The sequence below is a fragment of the Peptoniphilaceae bacterium AMB_02 genome (assembly GCA_036321625.1).
Lineage (GTDB): Bacteria > Bacillota > Clostridia > Tissierellales > Peptoniphilaceae > Microaceticoccus > Microaceticoccus formicicus.
On the sequence record CP143259.1, the window covers coordinates 996,730 to 1,010,140 of the forward strand.

At 34.2% G+C, this 13,411-nt stretch carries 23 protein-coding genes; all 23 read left to right on the forward strand.

Features of this window, described 5'->3' with window-relative positions; genetic code table 11:
• Positions 1 to 92 precede the first annotated feature (92 nt).
• The 23 genes from VZL98_04835 to VZL98_04945 all read left to right on the forward strand — a co-directional run bounded on the left by VZL98_04835 (position 93) and on the right by VZL98_04945 (position 13,374).
• Positions 93 to 266 (forward strand): helix-turn-helix transcriptional regulator, encoded by a 174-nt coding sequence (locus tag VZL98_04835; GenBank protein WVH64256.1) that lies wholly within the window; start codon positions 93 to 95, stop codon positions 264 to 266.
• Positions 267 to 280: 14 nt separating this feature from the next.
• Positions 281 to 460, forward strand: a complete 180-nt coding sequence (locus VZL98_04840) for a helix-turn-helix domain-containing protein (protein WVH64257.1) — start codon at positions 281 to 283, stop codon at positions 458 to 460.
• Positions 461 to 685: 225 nt separating this feature from the next.
• Positions 686 to 940, forward strand: coding sequence for a hypothetical protein (locus VZL98_04845; protein ID WVH64258.1), 255 nt, complete (start codon positions 686 to 688; stop codon positions 938 to 940).
• 73 nt (positions 941 to 1,013) lie between these two features.
• Positions 1,014 to 2,888 carry an AAA family ATPase gene (locus tag VZL98_04850; protein WVH64259.1) on the forward strand — a complete coding sequence of 625 codons (1,875 nt, stop codon included), beginning with the start codon at positions 1,014 to 1,016 and terminating at the stop codon, positions 2,886 to 2,888.
• A gap of 11 nt (positions 2,889 to 2,899) precedes the next feature.
• A complete protein-coding gene (locus VZL98_04855; protein ID WVH64260.1) occupies positions 2,900 to 3,292 on the forward strand; it encodes a hypothetical protein in 393 nt (130 codons plus the stop codon).
• Position 3,293: 1 nt separating this feature from the next.
• Positions 3,294 to 4,145: a recombinase RecT gene (locus tag VZL98_04860; protein ID WVH64261.1), complete on the forward strand. Its 852-nt coding sequence runs from the start codon at positions 3,294 to 3,296 to the stop codon at positions 4,143 to 4,145.
• Positions 4,145 to 4,858, forward strand: a complete 714-nt coding sequence (locus VZL98_04865) for an MBL fold metallo-hydrolase (protein ID WVH64262.1) — start codon at positions 4,145 to 4,147, stop codon at positions 4,856 to 4,858. The genes VZL98_04860 and VZL98_04865 overlap by 1 nt, the downstream gene beginning before the upstream one ends.
• Positions 4,859 to 4,869: 11 nt before the next feature.
• Positions 4,870 to 5,892 carry a hypothetical protein gene (locus VZL98_04870; GenBank protein WVH64263.1) on the forward strand — a complete coding sequence of 341 codons (1,023 nt, stop codon included), beginning with the start codon at positions 4,870 to 4,872 and terminating at the stop codon, positions 5,890 to 5,892.
• Positions 5,861 to 6,190 carry a VRR-NUC domain-containing protein gene (locus VZL98_04875; GenBank protein ID WVH64264.1) on the forward strand — a complete coding sequence of 110 codons (330 nt, stop codon included), beginning with the start codon at positions 5,861 to 5,863 and terminating at the stop codon, positions 6,188 to 6,190. The genes VZL98_04870 and VZL98_04875 overlap by 32 nt, the downstream gene beginning before the upstream one ends.
• A gap of 4 nt (positions 6,191 to 6,194) precedes the next feature.
• Positions 6,195 to 6,491: a hypothetical protein gene (locus VZL98_04880; protein WVH64265.1), complete on the forward strand. Its 297-nt coding sequence runs from the start codon at positions 6,195 to 6,197 to the stop codon at positions 6,489 to 6,491.
• Entirely contained in the window at positions 6,488 to 6,901 is a 414-nt protein-coding gene (locus tag VZL98_04885) for a single-stranded DNA-binding protein (protein ID WVH64266.1), read from the forward strand. Before VZL98_04880 ends, VZL98_04885 begins: the two co-directional genes overlap by 4 nt.
• A gap of 289 nt (positions 6,902 to 7,190) precedes the next feature.
• On the forward strand, positions 7,191 to 7,415 hold the full coding sequence (locus tag VZL98_04890; protein WVH64267.1) for a hypothetical protein: 225 nt from the start codon (positions 7,191 to 7,193) through the stop codon (positions 7,413 to 7,415).
• Positions 7,408 to 7,758, forward strand: a complete 351-nt coding sequence (locus VZL98_04895; protein ID WVH64268.1) for a hypothetical protein — start codon at positions 7,408 to 7,410, stop codon at positions 7,756 to 7,758. Before VZL98_04890 ends, VZL98_04895 begins: the two co-directional genes overlap by 8 nt.
• A 236-nt stretch (positions 7,759 to 7,994) precedes the next feature.
• A complete protein-coding gene (locus VZL98_04900; protein ID WVH64269.1) occupies positions 7,995 to 8,171 on the forward strand; it encodes a hypothetical protein in 177 nt (58 codons plus the stop codon).
• Entirely contained in the window at positions 8,168 to 8,476 is a 309-nt protein-coding gene (locus VZL98_04905; GenBank protein WVH64270.1) for a hypothetical protein, read from the forward strand. The genes VZL98_04900 and VZL98_04905 overlap by 4 nt, the downstream gene beginning before the upstream one ends.
• Before the next feature lie 211 nt (positions 8,477 to 8,687).
• Positions 8,688 to 9,218: a hypothetical protein gene (locus VZL98_04910; GenBank protein ID WVH64271.1), complete on the forward strand. Its 531-nt coding sequence runs from the start codon at positions 8,688 to 8,690 to the stop codon at positions 9,216 to 9,218.
• Between the two features lie 30 nt (positions 9,219 to 9,248).
• Positions 9,249 to 9,662: a hypothetical protein gene (locus VZL98_04915; protein ID WVH64272.1), complete on the forward strand. Its 414-nt coding sequence runs from the start codon at positions 9,249 to 9,251 to the stop codon at positions 9,660 to 9,662.
• A 196-nt stretch (positions 9,663 to 9,858) separates the two neighbouring features.
• Entirely contained in the window at positions 9,859 to 10,137 is a 279-nt protein-coding gene (locus VZL98_04920) for a hypothetical protein (GenBank protein ID WVH64273.1), read from the forward strand.
• Positions 10,085 to 10,414 (forward strand): HNH endonuclease signature motif containing protein, encoded by a 330-nt coding sequence (locus VZL98_04925; protein ID WVH64274.1) that lies wholly within the window; start codon positions 10,085 to 10,087, stop codon positions 10,412 to 10,414. The genes VZL98_04920 and VZL98_04925 overlap by 53 nt, the downstream gene beginning before the upstream one ends.
• 81 nt (positions 10,415 to 10,495) lie before the next feature.
• Positions 10,496 to 11,722, forward strand: coding sequence for a hypothetical protein (locus tag VZL98_04930; protein ID WVH64275.1), 1,227 nt, complete (start codon positions 10,496 to 10,498; stop codon positions 11,720 to 11,722).
• Entirely contained in the window at positions 11,722 to 12,126 is a 405-nt protein-coding gene (locus VZL98_04935) for a hypothetical protein (GenBank protein ID WVH64276.1), read from the forward strand. The genes VZL98_04930 and VZL98_04935 overlap by 1 nt, the downstream gene beginning before the upstream one ends.
• Positions 12,123 to 13,214 carry a hypothetical protein gene (locus VZL98_04940; GenBank protein ID WVH64277.1) on the forward strand — a complete coding sequence of 364 codons (1,092 nt, stop codon included), beginning with the start codon at positions 12,123 to 12,125 and terminating at the stop codon, positions 13,212 to 13,214. Before VZL98_04935 ends, VZL98_04940 begins: the two co-directional genes overlap by 4 nt.
• Positions 13,204 to 13,374: a hypothetical protein gene (locus VZL98_04945; protein ID WVH64278.1), complete on the forward strand. Its 171-nt coding sequence runs from the start codon at positions 13,204 to 13,206 to the stop codon at positions 13,372 to 13,374. The genes VZL98_04940 and VZL98_04945 overlap by 11 nt, the downstream gene beginning before the upstream one ends.
• Positions 13,375 to 13,411 lie beyond the last annotated feature (37 nt).

Sequence of the window (13,411 nt, forward strand, 5' to 3'; positions counted from 1 at the left end):
TAATCACCTCCAATCTATTTATAGTATTTAGACAATATCATTATACCACATATAGTGGTAAGACTGGAAGTGAAGACTATATGTTATGCAAAATGAAAGAATTAAGAATAAAGAGAGGGTTAACGCAAAAAGAATTAAGCGATTATGTTGGAATAAGACAAACCGCTTATAGTAACTATGAGCTGGGGATTAGAAAAATGTCAGTAGATATAGCTAAAAAGATAGCAAAAGTATTAGAAGTAGATTGGTGGGTTTTATACGAATAATAGGAGGTGTAAAAATGGAAAAAATTCTCATAGACATAAAAGAGTTCACGGAATTGACAGGGATTGGCGATGATAAAGCTAGAGAACTAGCTAGAAGAGAAGACTTTCCTAAAATCCGTGTAGGCAATCGAACTAAAATAATTGTCAAAGAACTAGATAAGTGGTTTATGGACCGGAAAGGCGAAATTTTCTGATGTGTGAAAAACTTGAGGAACACAGAAATCAAATCAGGCAGGAATTCCAGAACTGCAGGAGCATTTACGAAGTTTACAGAATTAGTATAGGGCTGCGACAAGTTTATCCATATTGGTTAGTAGATCAGGAGAGATGCAGACGAGTTCTGGAATTCACAATAGATTCTAAAACAAAAAACAGGAAGGTGACAAAATGAAAAAAAGATATACCTGGAATCCATGCAAATGGTATCAGTGGGCTATTGGAAGTGTTATCTTTGCCGGGCCTATCGTGCTCTTAATGTGGTCAATGTATGTGTTGTTGTGGGCAGCAAGCTTATGAAAAAGGATTTTTTAGACACCAGGCTTAAACAAAAAGTCGAACAACACACATACGCATGCAAAAGGATTAAATCTGCATTACGAGTTGTTGATTATTGGAAAACTATTGCAAAAGAGACACTTACAGAAATTGAAATGATAGAAAAAGAAACCCGCTAAGCCTGGCAGCTAATAAAGCGGATTTCAAATACTACTTATGCTAATTATAGCATGTTTGAGGAGGAAAACACAAATGCAAATAATTTTGAAAGAACTACACTTGCAGAACTTTAAAGGGATTAAGGACTTAAAAATCAACTTCCTAGGCGGAGTTAACAAAATCCAGGGGAGAAATGGTACTGGTAAAACAACACTGTTCGATGCTTATATGTGGCTGCTGTGGGGAACTGACAGCCTGGACAGGACAGATTTTGGAATAAAGACGTATGTAAAGGGTGGCGATACACTACACGGAGTCGACCATACTGTCACAGGAGTGATAGAAGTATACGGACAAGAGATAAAGCTGTCTAAGACATACAAAGAGGTATGGACTAAGAAAAGAGGGTCCACAGAGGCAGAGAGGACTGGAAATACTACAGATTATTATATAAATGATGTACCACTTAAAATGAAAGACTATACTGACAGGATTAGTAGTTTAATAAGCAAAGATGATTTTAAATTGTTGTCTAATCCACTTCATTTTAGTTCTAACTTAAGTTGGAAAGACAGAAGAGACGTACTGTTTCAGTCGTTTGGTAGTGTAACTGATGATGAGATTATACAAGCTAATCCAGATTTAAAATATTTGAATTTAGATAATTACAGTATAGACGAAATTGCAGCAATGAACAAAGCTACTAGAAGCAGGCTGAACGACGAACGAAAAGAACTGCCCATAAGGATTGATGAACTATCTAAGTCTAAAAAGGATTATGATTATGAAGCATTAGAATTTCAAAGAAGGTTTTTACAACCTACCCTAGAGGGGGTTATTAAAGAAATTCAAGGAATTGCTAAAAATTCAGCAGAATTAAAAGCAACACAAGATCAAATTCAAAAGCTATATGATGAAAAGACCGAAATAGAAGACCAGGTAAGCAAAGAATATCTGAAAGCATACGACGAGTACAACGAAGTTCAAATGCAAATCAAAGAAAAGCAAAATGCACTAGAACTAGCTAAACAAAGAGAATCAGTAAAAGAAAATAAAATAAAACTGCTAGATTATGAAATTCAAGAACACGAAAAAAAACTAGAATATTTGCGAGATGAGTGGATTTCAAAGAATGCAGAAGAATTTGACCAGGATACCTTGTTATGTCCAACTTGTAGGCAAGAATATCCTGAGGATAAAGCATTAGAGTTACAAGAGATGTTTAATCTAAACAAATCTAAAGAACTTGAAAGAATTACCGAAAAAGCAAACAAAACAAAACTGATAATCGATAAAGCTAACGAACAGAAGATAGAAATCAATGCAGAACACCAAGAAAATATTGTTCTGGAAGAAATTGAATCACTTCCAAGGCCAGAAAAAGTATACCCACAAAGATACTACGATATAGACAGCAAAATTAAAGACATCTCACAGAGCGAAAAAACAGCTTCTAGGGACACAAAAGACTTAGAGGATAGGAAGGCTAGGATAGAAAACGAAATAAGGGAACTGGATGTGAAACTGACTTCCAGGGAAGAAAATGAATCAATAGACAGACGCATAGAAGAGTACAAGATAAAAGAAAAAGAAATAGCACAATTATACGAAGAAGCTGAAAGAATGCTTTACCTGGTAGAAGAGTATCTGAAAGTTAAAGCTGAGCTTGTTAGTAATTCTATAAACAGCCATTTCAAAGGTATAGAGTTTAAGTTATTTGATGTACAAGAAAATGGCGGGATATCTGAAACGTGTGAGCCACTTATTGATGGAGTTCCATACAGTGATGCTAACAATGCGGCAAAGATAAATGCAGGACTAGAAGTTATAAAAGTGTTGTCCAGGATAAAAGAGTTATCAATACCGATTTTTATAGATAATGCTGAATCGGTAAACGAGATATTAGAGACTGAAAACCAACAGGTTAGATTAGTAGTAAGCAATGATAATGAATTAAAGATAAATTAGGAGGTTTGAATATGTTAGATGTAGATTTAATGGATATTGGTGCTAAAATAATGGGCATTTGTGATAATGAAGGACTGCAGTATGATTTCTTAATGCATAATTTTCCTATAATTGCAAGAATAACACCCACAGAACAAAGACTTGACCAAATGACGTTATTAGACGATGAAGATGAAAATGATTTTGTAAATGGAGAAATACTTTTTATTTTTGCTGATGAATTAACAGTTCAAATAAAGAATGATTTTATAATTTCTGATGATTTGATGAATAAACTAAAAAATAATGCAAAGAAAATGCATTATATATTTCTACAGAAGTATTTTAAGGATAGAAAAGAACGAGAAAACAATAAAACTAAAAACATAAATATTACACCACTGCAAATCCAGGAGGCTAAATAAAATGACAAATATAGTAAAAGCAGAAGACAAATTTATAACTGAAAAATCAATGACGGATGTTGTTCATAACAGGATTATTTCACTTCAATCTCAAAATGCAATAGATATGCCTACAAATTACAGTTTCAGCAATGCTCTTAAGTCAGCGTATTTGATACTTTCAGAGCAGAAGATGACGGATAAAAAAACTCCGGTTCTACAAGGGTGTAGTCAAGAGTCAGTGGCAAATGCATTATTAGATATGGTAGTTCAAGGATTAAACCCAAGCAAAAATCAGTGCTACTTTATACCTTATGGAAATCAATTGACACTTCAAAGGTCATACCTAGGCACTATAGCTCTTACTAAGAGACTTCCAGGTGTGACAGATGTAAAAGGTTATGCTATTTATCAAGCTGATAAATTAGAATTAGGCTTTGACTTCGTTACTGGAAAAACTACTGTAAAAGAGTTTATTCCGTCTACTGATAGAGATCCAACAAAATTAAAAGGTGCTCTGGGATTAATCATTGGTGAAAAAGACATCTTGCATGTAGAGTACATGGATATTAATCAAATCAAGGCTGCATGGTACCAGGGCTCAATGAAAGGCAACTCAGGTGCTCATAAGAATTTTAGTGATCAGATGGCGATTAAAACAGTTATAAATAGAGCTTGTAAGACTTATGTTAATACAGCTGATGACAGTGATAAGATAGCCCCTCTTATGAGCAAGTCTATTGAAGTAGTTGACAACGAAATGCAACAAGAGATAGAAGAAAATGCTGGAACTTTAGAAATTGAAGGGGAAATAGTTGATGTTGAAACCGGTGAAATATTAGATACTGAAGATACAAAGAAAGCACCGTTCTAATGAAGATTACATTATTAGCAAGTGGAAGTTCCGGAAATGCTTATAAGGTCAACACAGGTGAGACTACACTCTTAATTGAGTGTGGTCTGCCTTACAAAAAACTACAAGAAAAACTAAAGTACAAGATGACAGAATTAGATGCATGTTTAGTAACTCATGAGCATATGGATCATGCAAAAGCAAGTCAAAAACTTATTGAGAATGGCATTGATTTATACATGACAAATGGCACAGCAGAAGCTTTGAATTTAAATGGCCATAGACTTCATACATTTAGTAAGAATAGTATTGGATATGAACCAAAGGAGATTAAAGACACTACAGTTATTGCTTTCAAAGCAGTTCATGATGTAAGAGAACCAGTCAATTTCTACATTAAGGATAATACCACTAATGAGAAGGTGGTATTTATAACAGATACTGCTTATATACTTTACAAAATACCACCAGTTGACTATTTGATGATTGAGTGCAATTATGTTCAATCTATCATTGATGAAGAGGTTCAAAACGGAAAGATACATTTAGATTTAAGAAATAGAATTGTTAAGAATCATCTAAGCCTTGAACGGCTCTTAGATTTCTTTAAGAATTATAATTTAAGTAAAACTAAAGCTATATATTTACTACATTTGAGTTCAAATAATAGTGATCAAAAAATGATTTATAATGCAGTTGCTAAGGCTACAGGTAAACAAATTTATTTTAGTTAGGAGGTAAAAACATGGCATATGAAGGTTGGATTAAAATTCATAGAAAGATTTTAGAAGATGCAACTGTAATGAGAGATCCTGAGCATTTTACTATTTGGATGTTTTTGCTTCTTAATGCTACCCATACACAGATGGAAAAATATTTTAAAGGAGAAAAAATAATACTCCAACCTGGACAGTTAATAACTGGTAGGAAATCTATTTCAAAACAGTGCAATATTTCTGAAAGTAAAATTCAAAGAATTCTTAAATTATTTGAGAGTGAACAGCAGATTGAACAACAAACAACCAACCTAAATCGTCTAATTACCATACTTAGATGGAATGAGTATCAACAAAGTGAACAGCAAAGTGAACAACCAGTGAACAACAAAAGTAATTTTTTAAGTTGTAGTGAAGATGAAATTAAAAAAACACCAAAAAGTGAACAACAAATGAACAGCCATGACACAGTAACACCAAGCGATACAGAAGATAGTACTATAAATAGTGAACAACCAGTGAACAACCAGCGAACAACCAGTGAACAACCAGTGAACACAAACAAGAATGTAAAGAATGTTAATAATGATAAGAATGATAAGAACATCATCAATAGCATCACCCTTGATCGCCCGACCGGTGCCGACCCGGCAAATCATAATGCTAGTGTTGATGATGATTCTTGTTTTGAGATTATTAAAACTAGGTTTGAGGTTGATATTAAAAATGAACCAGCAGATCCCAGGGATTATGTAAGCATAACTAGTGCGATTAGGGATTATCCCGCTGAGTTTATTTTGCAAACAATACAAAGCTTAGTTGATCGTGGTGTTAAGAATATCAAGTCTTTTAATTATGTTGCTAAAGTCTTGGAAAGTGCTTGGGAAGAAAAGAACAAGCAAGCTAGGAAAAAGAAAAATATAATAAAACACGAAGAAACAACGATTGATGGTGAAAACTTTGATGACTTGTTAAAGCGAAAACAGAAAGAATTTCTACAAAACCATTTGGAGGGACTAAGTGAAAGAACAGGAGATACAGAATCAAATTAAAGACATAATAAATCGCTATTATGGCTGCTGCTGGAGAGCGAATGCGGGAATCTTTAAAAGCTTTGACTGTAAAAGAATTGTACATGGACTACCAAAGGGGTTTCCGGATTTGTTTGGATTTAGGAGAAGAGACGGAAAAATGTTTTTCTTGGAAGTGAAATCGAAACGAGGTAGAAGGACGCCGGAGCAAAAGCAATTTGAAGAGTTACTAAAACAGCATGACAATATCCTATATGGAGTGGTTAAAAGCCTGGATGAAGCTTTGAAGGCTTTGGAAGTGGGAGAGTATAAGGGGTGATGATTTGAACGTTATTGATTTAAAAAAGCAAAGAGATGAAACCTTTAAGGTGTGGTTTGAACGTTGGTGGAGAAATGAAGAGATAGAAAAGAAAATTATAATTGCTAACGCAAAAGGATATACGAAATATGAGCATAGAGCGAATATGAAACAACATCAAAGGCTTACTGATCCAAATTTTAAAAATGCAGTTCGTGATAAAATTGCAGGTATTAATGTATATGTAAATGTTGAAAATATCGGGACAATATTTGATGTGCTAGTGTGTTCTGTTTATTTTAAATGGGAGGACCAAAAATGAATAATGTAGTGCTAATTGGGAGGCTCGTAAGAGATCCAGAACTAAGATATACGCAATCAGGAACAGCAACAGCTCAATTTACTTTGGCGGTTGATAGAAATCTATCCAGAGAAAAAAGACAAGAGATGGAATCAAAAGGCCAACAAACTGCTGATTTTATTAGGGTTGTAACTTGGGGGAAAACAGCTGAATTATGCGGAAACTATCTTTCTAAAGGCAAAATGACTGCAGTTACTGGCAGAATTCAAACTGGTTCATATACAAACCAGCAAGGACAGATAGTATACACAACAGATGTAATTGCGGAAAATATAAAGTTTCTTGAATGGGGAGAACGGAGTGAAGAGCCAGCAACTAACAACGATAATGATTTTGTGCCATATAACGATAATAGCAAAATACCATTTTAAATACAGAATATAAAATGAAAATTAGTAAGGAGCAAAAGCATGAGAAAAGAAGAATGGAGAAGAAGATTATAGGAAGTGTAGAGTTTATTTGGATTGGATTTTAGAGGGGTAAAAGCGTGGAAACTATTATAGAGTGTATAGTTTATATACTTATATTGATGTTGTTTAGCTGGATTATAGACAAATATCCAGAGTTCGTATTTTTGATATTAATATTAATAATGTTCATATTATTAAAAAGCGTAGTAGCGATATATATTTAAAATAGGAGGATATTGGAGGGGTAGTTATGAAAAAATCAGTAGTAGATAGATTTTTAGGAAAAAAAATTAAGGTTAAATGCCAAGGTGGTAATGAGTATACAGGAATATTAGAAAAAGGGGACTTGTACGAAAAAGGATATTACCATTGTATAAATGAAATTAACGGACTTGATAATCACTGGTTTAGAAGCAGTCATATTAAATCTATTTTGATAGGAGATATACAACAAGGAGAAATAACTAATGATTGACTTTGAAGATTTGATTAGTAGAAAAAGAATAAGGTTTGAACTTGGAGAGTCAACTTTGCCTAAAAAATATAGGGATTTTTGTGTAAAAGTAATAGATGACGAAAAACTAACTCCTAGAGTATGTATATCCAGTCCAAGTGAAGATTTGAAAAACTGGATTATCGATTGTTGGGGCATTGAAGTTAAAGACAATATTGGAATTGCAACACAAACTATGATTATTGACGGGAAAAAAGATATTAAAGACGACCTAGAGGATAGGGAAAAGTTTATAGAGTTTATTTCCGAAATAATAAAAGAGGGAGTATTAAATGTTATAGATACTTATAATGGAGGGATTTAAGATGACATTGGATATTAACAAATTACATCAATCTATATTTTGGGTATTATGCAAAGAATACAATGGAGAAAAAGCATGGCAACAATGGCAGTCATTGGAAATATTTATGAAAATATAGATTTGTTAGAGGTGGGAGAATGCAAGAATTAATCAAAAAAATAGAGCGATATAACGATAATAGCAAAATACCATTTTAAATACAGAATATAAGATAGATTTAATGGAGGAGAAGAAGAATGAAAGTTTTTATAGTCATGGATACAACGGAAAATACTGGTCGAGAGTCAATTATTGGAGTGTTTGAGTCATTAGCAAATGCAAAATCTGCACTTGCTGATTATGTGTTAAACACAGAAAATGACAGAATAGAGCCTTGCTATGTGGATATTGTTGGAATTGAGGTGGAAGAATGATAAGAATGAGTAAAAACGCACCTTTTAGCAAACAAGAGTTAATAGATTTATTAAATTTAATTTTAGAAAAAGATGAGATTTGGCAAAGAAACACAACTATAAGATTTATAGAATCTAAGCAAGAAAAATTATTTAAAGATGTTGATAAACTACTAGAAGAACAAAGAATTTTAAATATAAAATATGCTACTCAATACAAAAAATGGAAGCAGATAGATAATGAAATTAAGAAGATTTATGCACAAATTGACGAAATTGGGGATTGTTGGAAAGTGGTTGAGGTGGGAGATGCAAAAATTAATTAAAAAAATTGAACAATGGGCAATTGACAGAGAAATTGATAAAAAAAGGAACAGTATGCGAGTGGTGTTATAAAAAAGAACGAGAAGAGGAGAGGGCAGTAAATCATGAATAATGTAGTACTAATTGGAAGATTAACTAAGGATCCAGAGTTACGATATACAACTGATTAGAAATAGTATTAAATGAATATGGACTATAGAGGAGGATTAAAAAATGACATTAACACAAGAACTTAAAAACGTAATAAAACAAGCAGAAGAAACACTTGAAGAGCTTTACGAAAACATCGAAGAGATGAAAAACAGGCTTGAAGAGATGGAGCTTGAGGAGAAGTGGGAACAAGAGCAAAAAACAATTTATAACTTGGAAAAAGGAGATACGTACTGGTTTATAGATGGATTTATACCGTTTTTAACCTTTTGGAAAGACAACAGCACAGACATCGCTCAATTGACACATGGCAATATCTATTTAACCGAGCAAGATGCTAAAGATGAAATCAAAGCAAGAAAACTTATTGCAAAAGCTAAGAAAAGCCAGAAAGGATTTAAGCCTGACTGGGAAAAGGACGATGAAGAAAAACACTATTTGTACTACAACCATTATCTGGTGATTGAAACTAGTACGTATACTCACAACGTACCTACCAAGCTAGGGTATTGGAGCGATTTTTACGACATGAGAAACTTCGTAAACGAAAACAAAGAAGACCTAATCTGGTTCTTTACAGAATATACAGGATGAAAGAGGATGAATTATAGAAAGTAGATAAAGATGACTAAAGAGGAACTATGGGATTTAATAACACTTAATAATAGAATCAACTCTAAACTTAAACAACTAGAGAATTTGAAGTATTTAAGAGAAGCCTCAGGATCCTTAGATTATTCAAAGGACCGAGTACAGTCGTATCCAATAAATAGAATAGAGAAACTAACTATAAAGATATTAGACCTCGAGAATGAAATAAACAAAGATATTGATGAGCTAGTTGATATGAAAGCAAGAGCTAGAGAATGTTTTCAATTGTTAGAAGGCAAGTATAATCTCATTATGGAACTTAGATACATGGAGTGTCTCGAATGGAGAGAAGTCGCAAGAAGAAGTTATTACTCGGAAAAGCATGTACATAAAATACATGGACAAGCTTTATTGTTAATCCAAGGGTATAAAGATGATACTAAATGATACCCTGACCTGTGCTATTATGATAGTGTAATATAGTTTAGAATCATACACCTTTCAATTTCAAACGCATCGTTCACTCCTGAATTTAAAGATTCTAAACTAAGATAGGCACACTATATCGGCGCATATAGTGTGCCTATTTATATAGGGACATTATGGGTCGTATACATCAAACTTAGAGCAGGGGCGGGAGCTTATGTATAAATGCAAAAAGGTTAAGCATTTTAAGTATAAAAAGGTTAGGCGAGGTTGGATTGTAATTAATTGTAAAACTGGATGCCATGCACATTTTAAATCAGAGTATGGGTGCTATCTTATTATCAAATTTATTTTAGCCGGGGTGTATCCGGACAACTCATACTTGCAAGAGAGCTTTGAACGATTAAAGGACTCAAAACAAAGAAAGCCGGGGTATGTGAACAATGACAAGACCAGACAGAAGAGGAGCGCACCGCTCGACGTTAGAAAGAAATAAGAAAAGAATTTTTGCAACACAAAATACATGTGGAATATGTGGACATCCAGTTGATATGAAGATTAAACCTCCGGCACCTTTAGCTCCTTGTATTGACCATATCATACCAGTGTCCAAGGGTGGACATCCTTCAGACATTGATAATTTACAACTTGCACATTGGAGTTGTAATAGACAGAAGTCTGATAAGCTATTTAGGAACTCTGAAAAAGTAGTAATAGGGAACCGTAATTTACCACAGTCAAAAAACTGGGCTGCTTATCGGAGCAAAAGTTAATAGGGGGCATACCTCCCTCCCCATGCGAGGGAGCGGACTTCATGCCGTCACTGTACATATTTTCTCGTGAAAGGATAGACTATGATTTACAAAGGACTAGAATATTTAAGAAATAAACTAAATAAACACAAAATACGTGTTGAAATGCGATACAAGCAATACGACATGACATATCAAGAACAGATGATAGGATTAACTATTCCTCCGGCACTGAGAGCACAATATAAGGCAACAATTGGTTGGAGTTCAAAGGCTGTAGATTGTTTAGCAGATAGATTAGTCTTTAGAGAATTCGAAGACGATAATTTTAATTTAAATGAAATATTTCAAATGAATAACCCTGATACGTTCTTTGATTCGGCGATTTTATCTGCTTTAATTTCTTCATGTTGTTTTATCTACATTAGCCAGGGTGAAGAAGACTTTCCGCGGTTACAAGTCATTGAAGGCTCTAATGCAACAGGAATATTAGATCCAATAACTGGTTTGCTCACGGAAGGCTATGCAGTCTTAGCGAGAGACGAATACGGCAATCCGTATAAAGAAGCTTACTTCACAGATTTGAGTACAACTTATTATGAAAATGGGAAAATGACATTGTCCATACCGAACTCGGCTTTTTATCCTCTATTAGTTCCTATCATTCATAGGCCCGATGCAGTTAGGCCATTTGGAAGGTCTAGGATAACCAGAGCTGCAATGTATTATCAAGCTTATGCTAAAAGAACTTTGGAAAGAGCAGATATAACAGCTGAATTCTATAGTTTTCCTCAAAAATATGTTGTCGGTATGAGCCAAGATGCTGAACCAATGGACACATGGAAAGCAACTATAAGCTCAATGCTACAGTTCACAAAAGATGATGAGGGTGAGAGTCCTAAACTAGGACAATTTACGCAACCAAGTATGTCACCATTTACAGAGCAGTTACGAACTGCGGCGGCTGGGTTCGCAGGGGAAACAGGACTAACTTTAGATGATTTAGGCTTTGTATCGGACAATCCAAGTTCAGCAGAAGCAATTAAAGCTAGTCATGAAACATTGAGAGTTGCAGCAAGAAAGGCACAGAGGAACTTTGGAAGTGGATTCTTGAACGTTGGATACTTAGCAGCTTGTTTAAGAGATGATTTTCCATACAAAAGACATCAACTCTATTTAACCAAACCTAAATGGGAACCCGTGTTTGAGCCTGATTCTTCCACGATTGCATTGATAGGAGATGGAGCGATAAAGGTCAACCAAGCGGTGCCGGGATATTTTGGGAAGAGCAATTTGAGGGATTTAACAGGCATTGAGGGAGCGGAATAATGAAGAAGGTGATATTCCTTTGTGGACTCATAGGTGCGGGGAAGACAACCTATGCGTTAAGCAATTACGACTATGTGACGGACATGGATTGCTTGCCAGAGTTTTCAAGAAAGGAAGACCAAATCAGATGGACGATGAATTTATTAAGAGAGCATGATGTGGTTTGCCACATCACTTGCTTACCAACCAAAGAGGAGTTGCACGCATTTCGAGGGATAGAAAGTGAAATTCATTGGATTAAAGCCAGTCTTAATCAAGCGAAGACAAATATTCTTATCAGGAATCGTCAAAGGGATATGGAGAATTTACAAAGAGTTTTTGATGCAAATGAGAAATATTTCAAGAGAGCGGTTGGAACGCAAAGAAAAATGAAGATTATAAATGTATATGGAGCTGAAGAATGAAAGATATAACCCCTGAACTGTTAGAAAAGATTGAGGACTCATTTCTTGAAAAGTACAAAGTTAATAGTAAAATTAAGATAATAGAGGGTATAATTAAATCAAAGCAAGCAACACATAAGGATTCAAATGACTATGCAATTGAAGTTGGGAAAATGCTATCTGAAGTATTTAAAGAACAACTTTCAGCGGAAGTACTCCCAGATGGAAAAATGTACTACAATATTGCTAACAGGATACTGAATAAAACACTAGGCAATAATTATAATTTAATAACCGGTGTCAGCGAAGTGGTACAAAAAGACTTAAATACTAAGGCAAATATAGGTTTAAATGCAGTAAAACCTCCATTAAATCAAAGTAGGATTGATGGCATCATAGAGAGAGTATCCAAAGAAGATGATTTTGATAAAATAAAATGGATACTAGATGAACCGGTTATAAACTTTAGTCAAGCGATAATTGACGATACAATTAAAACAAATGCAGAATTTCAATACCAAGTAGGGTATAAACCCAGAATTGTTAGAAAAGTAGTCGGTGGTTGCTGTGATTGGTGCCAAGCAGTGGCCGGCACTTATGAATATCCACATGAAGTGACAAAGGATGTTTATAGAAGACATAGATACTGTAGGTGCACAGTTGAATATCTACCAGGAGATGGTAGAAGGCAAAATGTTCACAATAAAAAATGGATAGAAACTGAAAATAATGATAAAATTAATAAAAGAAAAGAATTGTCAGATTTACCGAAAGTATTAAAAAAAGAAAACCTCCCAACAGAAAACTTTACAAGAGGCTCTGGTAAAAATTATCCGATAAAATTTGTTGGATCAGATCATGTAAAATTTGATTCTGATTTAGTGGAAAACATTACTGTAATTGCAGGAAACGGAGTTAGCAATGAAATAAGGGAATCTTTAACATTGCAAGAGCATTATGGACAGCCAAAAACTAGATGGCAAAAACTAAGTGGAATAAGCCATATTCGATACAAAGGTAAAAAAATCAAAGCTGAAATACATTGGTATGAAGCAAATGGTAATAGACATGAGGTAAAGATAAAGAAGGTGTTTAAGGATGAAGGTTAAGTATATAAAAAAGAGTGACGGAATATCACTTACAAAAGATAAAATTTATGAATGCCTGGGTTACGAACAGGGATTTATAAGAGTAATAGATGATACTGATGAAGATTATCTTTATGACCCCGATAATTTTGAAATAATAGATGATGAAACAAATGACTAAAGCACGCTAACAAAAGTTAGTGGTGCTTTTTTATTGG

Excerpts from the sequence above, each read along its gene's own strand:
- VZL98_04835 (WVH64256.1), top strand. The coding sequence starts at position 93 with ATGAAAGAATTAAGAATAAAGAGAGGGTTAACGCAAAAAGAATTAAGC.
- VZL98_04840 (WVH64257.1), top strand. The coding sequence starts at position 281 with ATGGAAAAAATTCTCATAGACATAAAAGAGTTCACGGAATTGACAGGG.
- VZL98_04845 (WVH64258.1), top strand. The coding sequence starts at position 686 with ATGGTATCAGTGGGCTATTGGAAGTGTTATCTTTGCCGGGCCTATCGT.
- VZL98_04850 (WVH64259.1), top strand. The coding sequence starts at position 1,014 with ATGCAAATAATTTTGAAAGAACTACACTTGCAGAACTTTAAAGGGATT.
- VZL98_04855 (WVH64260.1), top strand. The coding sequence starts at position 2,900 with ATGTTAGATGTAGATTTAATGGATATTGGTGCTAAAATAATGGGCATT.
- VZL98_04860 (WVH64261.1), top strand. The coding sequence starts at position 3,294 with ATGACAAATATAGTAAAAGCAGAAGACAAATTTATAACTGAAAAATCA.
- VZL98_04865 (WVH64262.1), top strand. The coding sequence starts at position 4,145 with ATGAAGATTACATTATTAGCAAGTGGAAGTTCCGGAAATGCTTATAAG.
- VZL98_04870 (WVH64263.1), top strand. The coding sequence starts at position 4,870 with ATGGCATATGAAGGTTGGATTAAAATTCATAGAAAGATTTTAGAAGAT.
- VZL98_04885 (WVH64266.1), top strand. The coding sequence starts at position 6,488 with ATGAATAATGTAGTGCTAATTGGGAGGCTCGTAAGAGATCCAGAACTA.
- VZL98_04890 (WVH64267.1), top strand. The coding sequence starts at position 7,191 with ATGAAAAAATCAGTAGTAGATAGATTTTTAGGAAAAAAAATTAAGGTT.
- VZL98_04895 (WVH64268.1), top strand. The coding sequence starts at position 7,408 with ATGATTGACTTTGAAGATTTGATTAGTAGAAAAAGAATAAGGTTTGAA.
- VZL98_04900 (WVH64269.1), top strand. The coding sequence starts at position 7,995 with ATGAAAGTTTTTATAGTCATGGATACAACGGAAAATACTGGTCGAGAG.
- VZL98_04905 (WVH64270.1), top strand. The coding sequence starts at position 8,168 with ATGATAAGAATGAGTAAAAACGCACCTTTTAGCAAACAAGAGTTAATA.
- VZL98_04910 (WVH64271.1), top strand. The coding sequence starts at position 8,688 with ATGACATTAACACAAGAACTTAAAAACGTAATAAAACAAGCAGAAGAA.
- VZL98_04915 (WVH64272.1), top strand. The coding sequence starts at position 9,249 with ATGACTAAAGAGGAACTATGGGATTTAATAACACTTAATAATAGAATC.
- VZL98_04920 (WVH64273.1), top strand. The coding sequence starts at position 9,859 with ATGTATAAATGCAAAAAGGTTAAGCATTTTAAGTATAAAAAGGTTAGG.
- VZL98_04925 (WVH64274.1), top strand. The coding sequence starts at position 10,085 with ATGACAAGACCAGACAGAAGAGGAGCGCACCGCTCGACGTTAGAAAGA.
- VZL98_04930 (WVH64275.1), top strand. The coding sequence starts at position 10,496 with ATGATTTACAAAGGACTAGAATATTTAAGAAATAAACTAAATAAACAC.
- VZL98_04935 (WVH64276.1), top strand. The coding sequence starts at position 11,722 with ATGAAGAAGGTGATATTCCTTTGTGGACTCATAGGTGCGGGGAAGACA.
- VZL98_04940 (WVH64277.1), top strand. The coding sequence starts at position 12,123 with ATGAAAGATATAACCCCTGAACTGTTAGAAAAGATTGAGGACTCATTT.
- VZL98_04945 (WVH64278.1), top strand. The coding sequence starts at position 13,204 with ATGAAGGTTAAGTATATAAAAAAGAGTGACGGAATATCACTTACAAAA.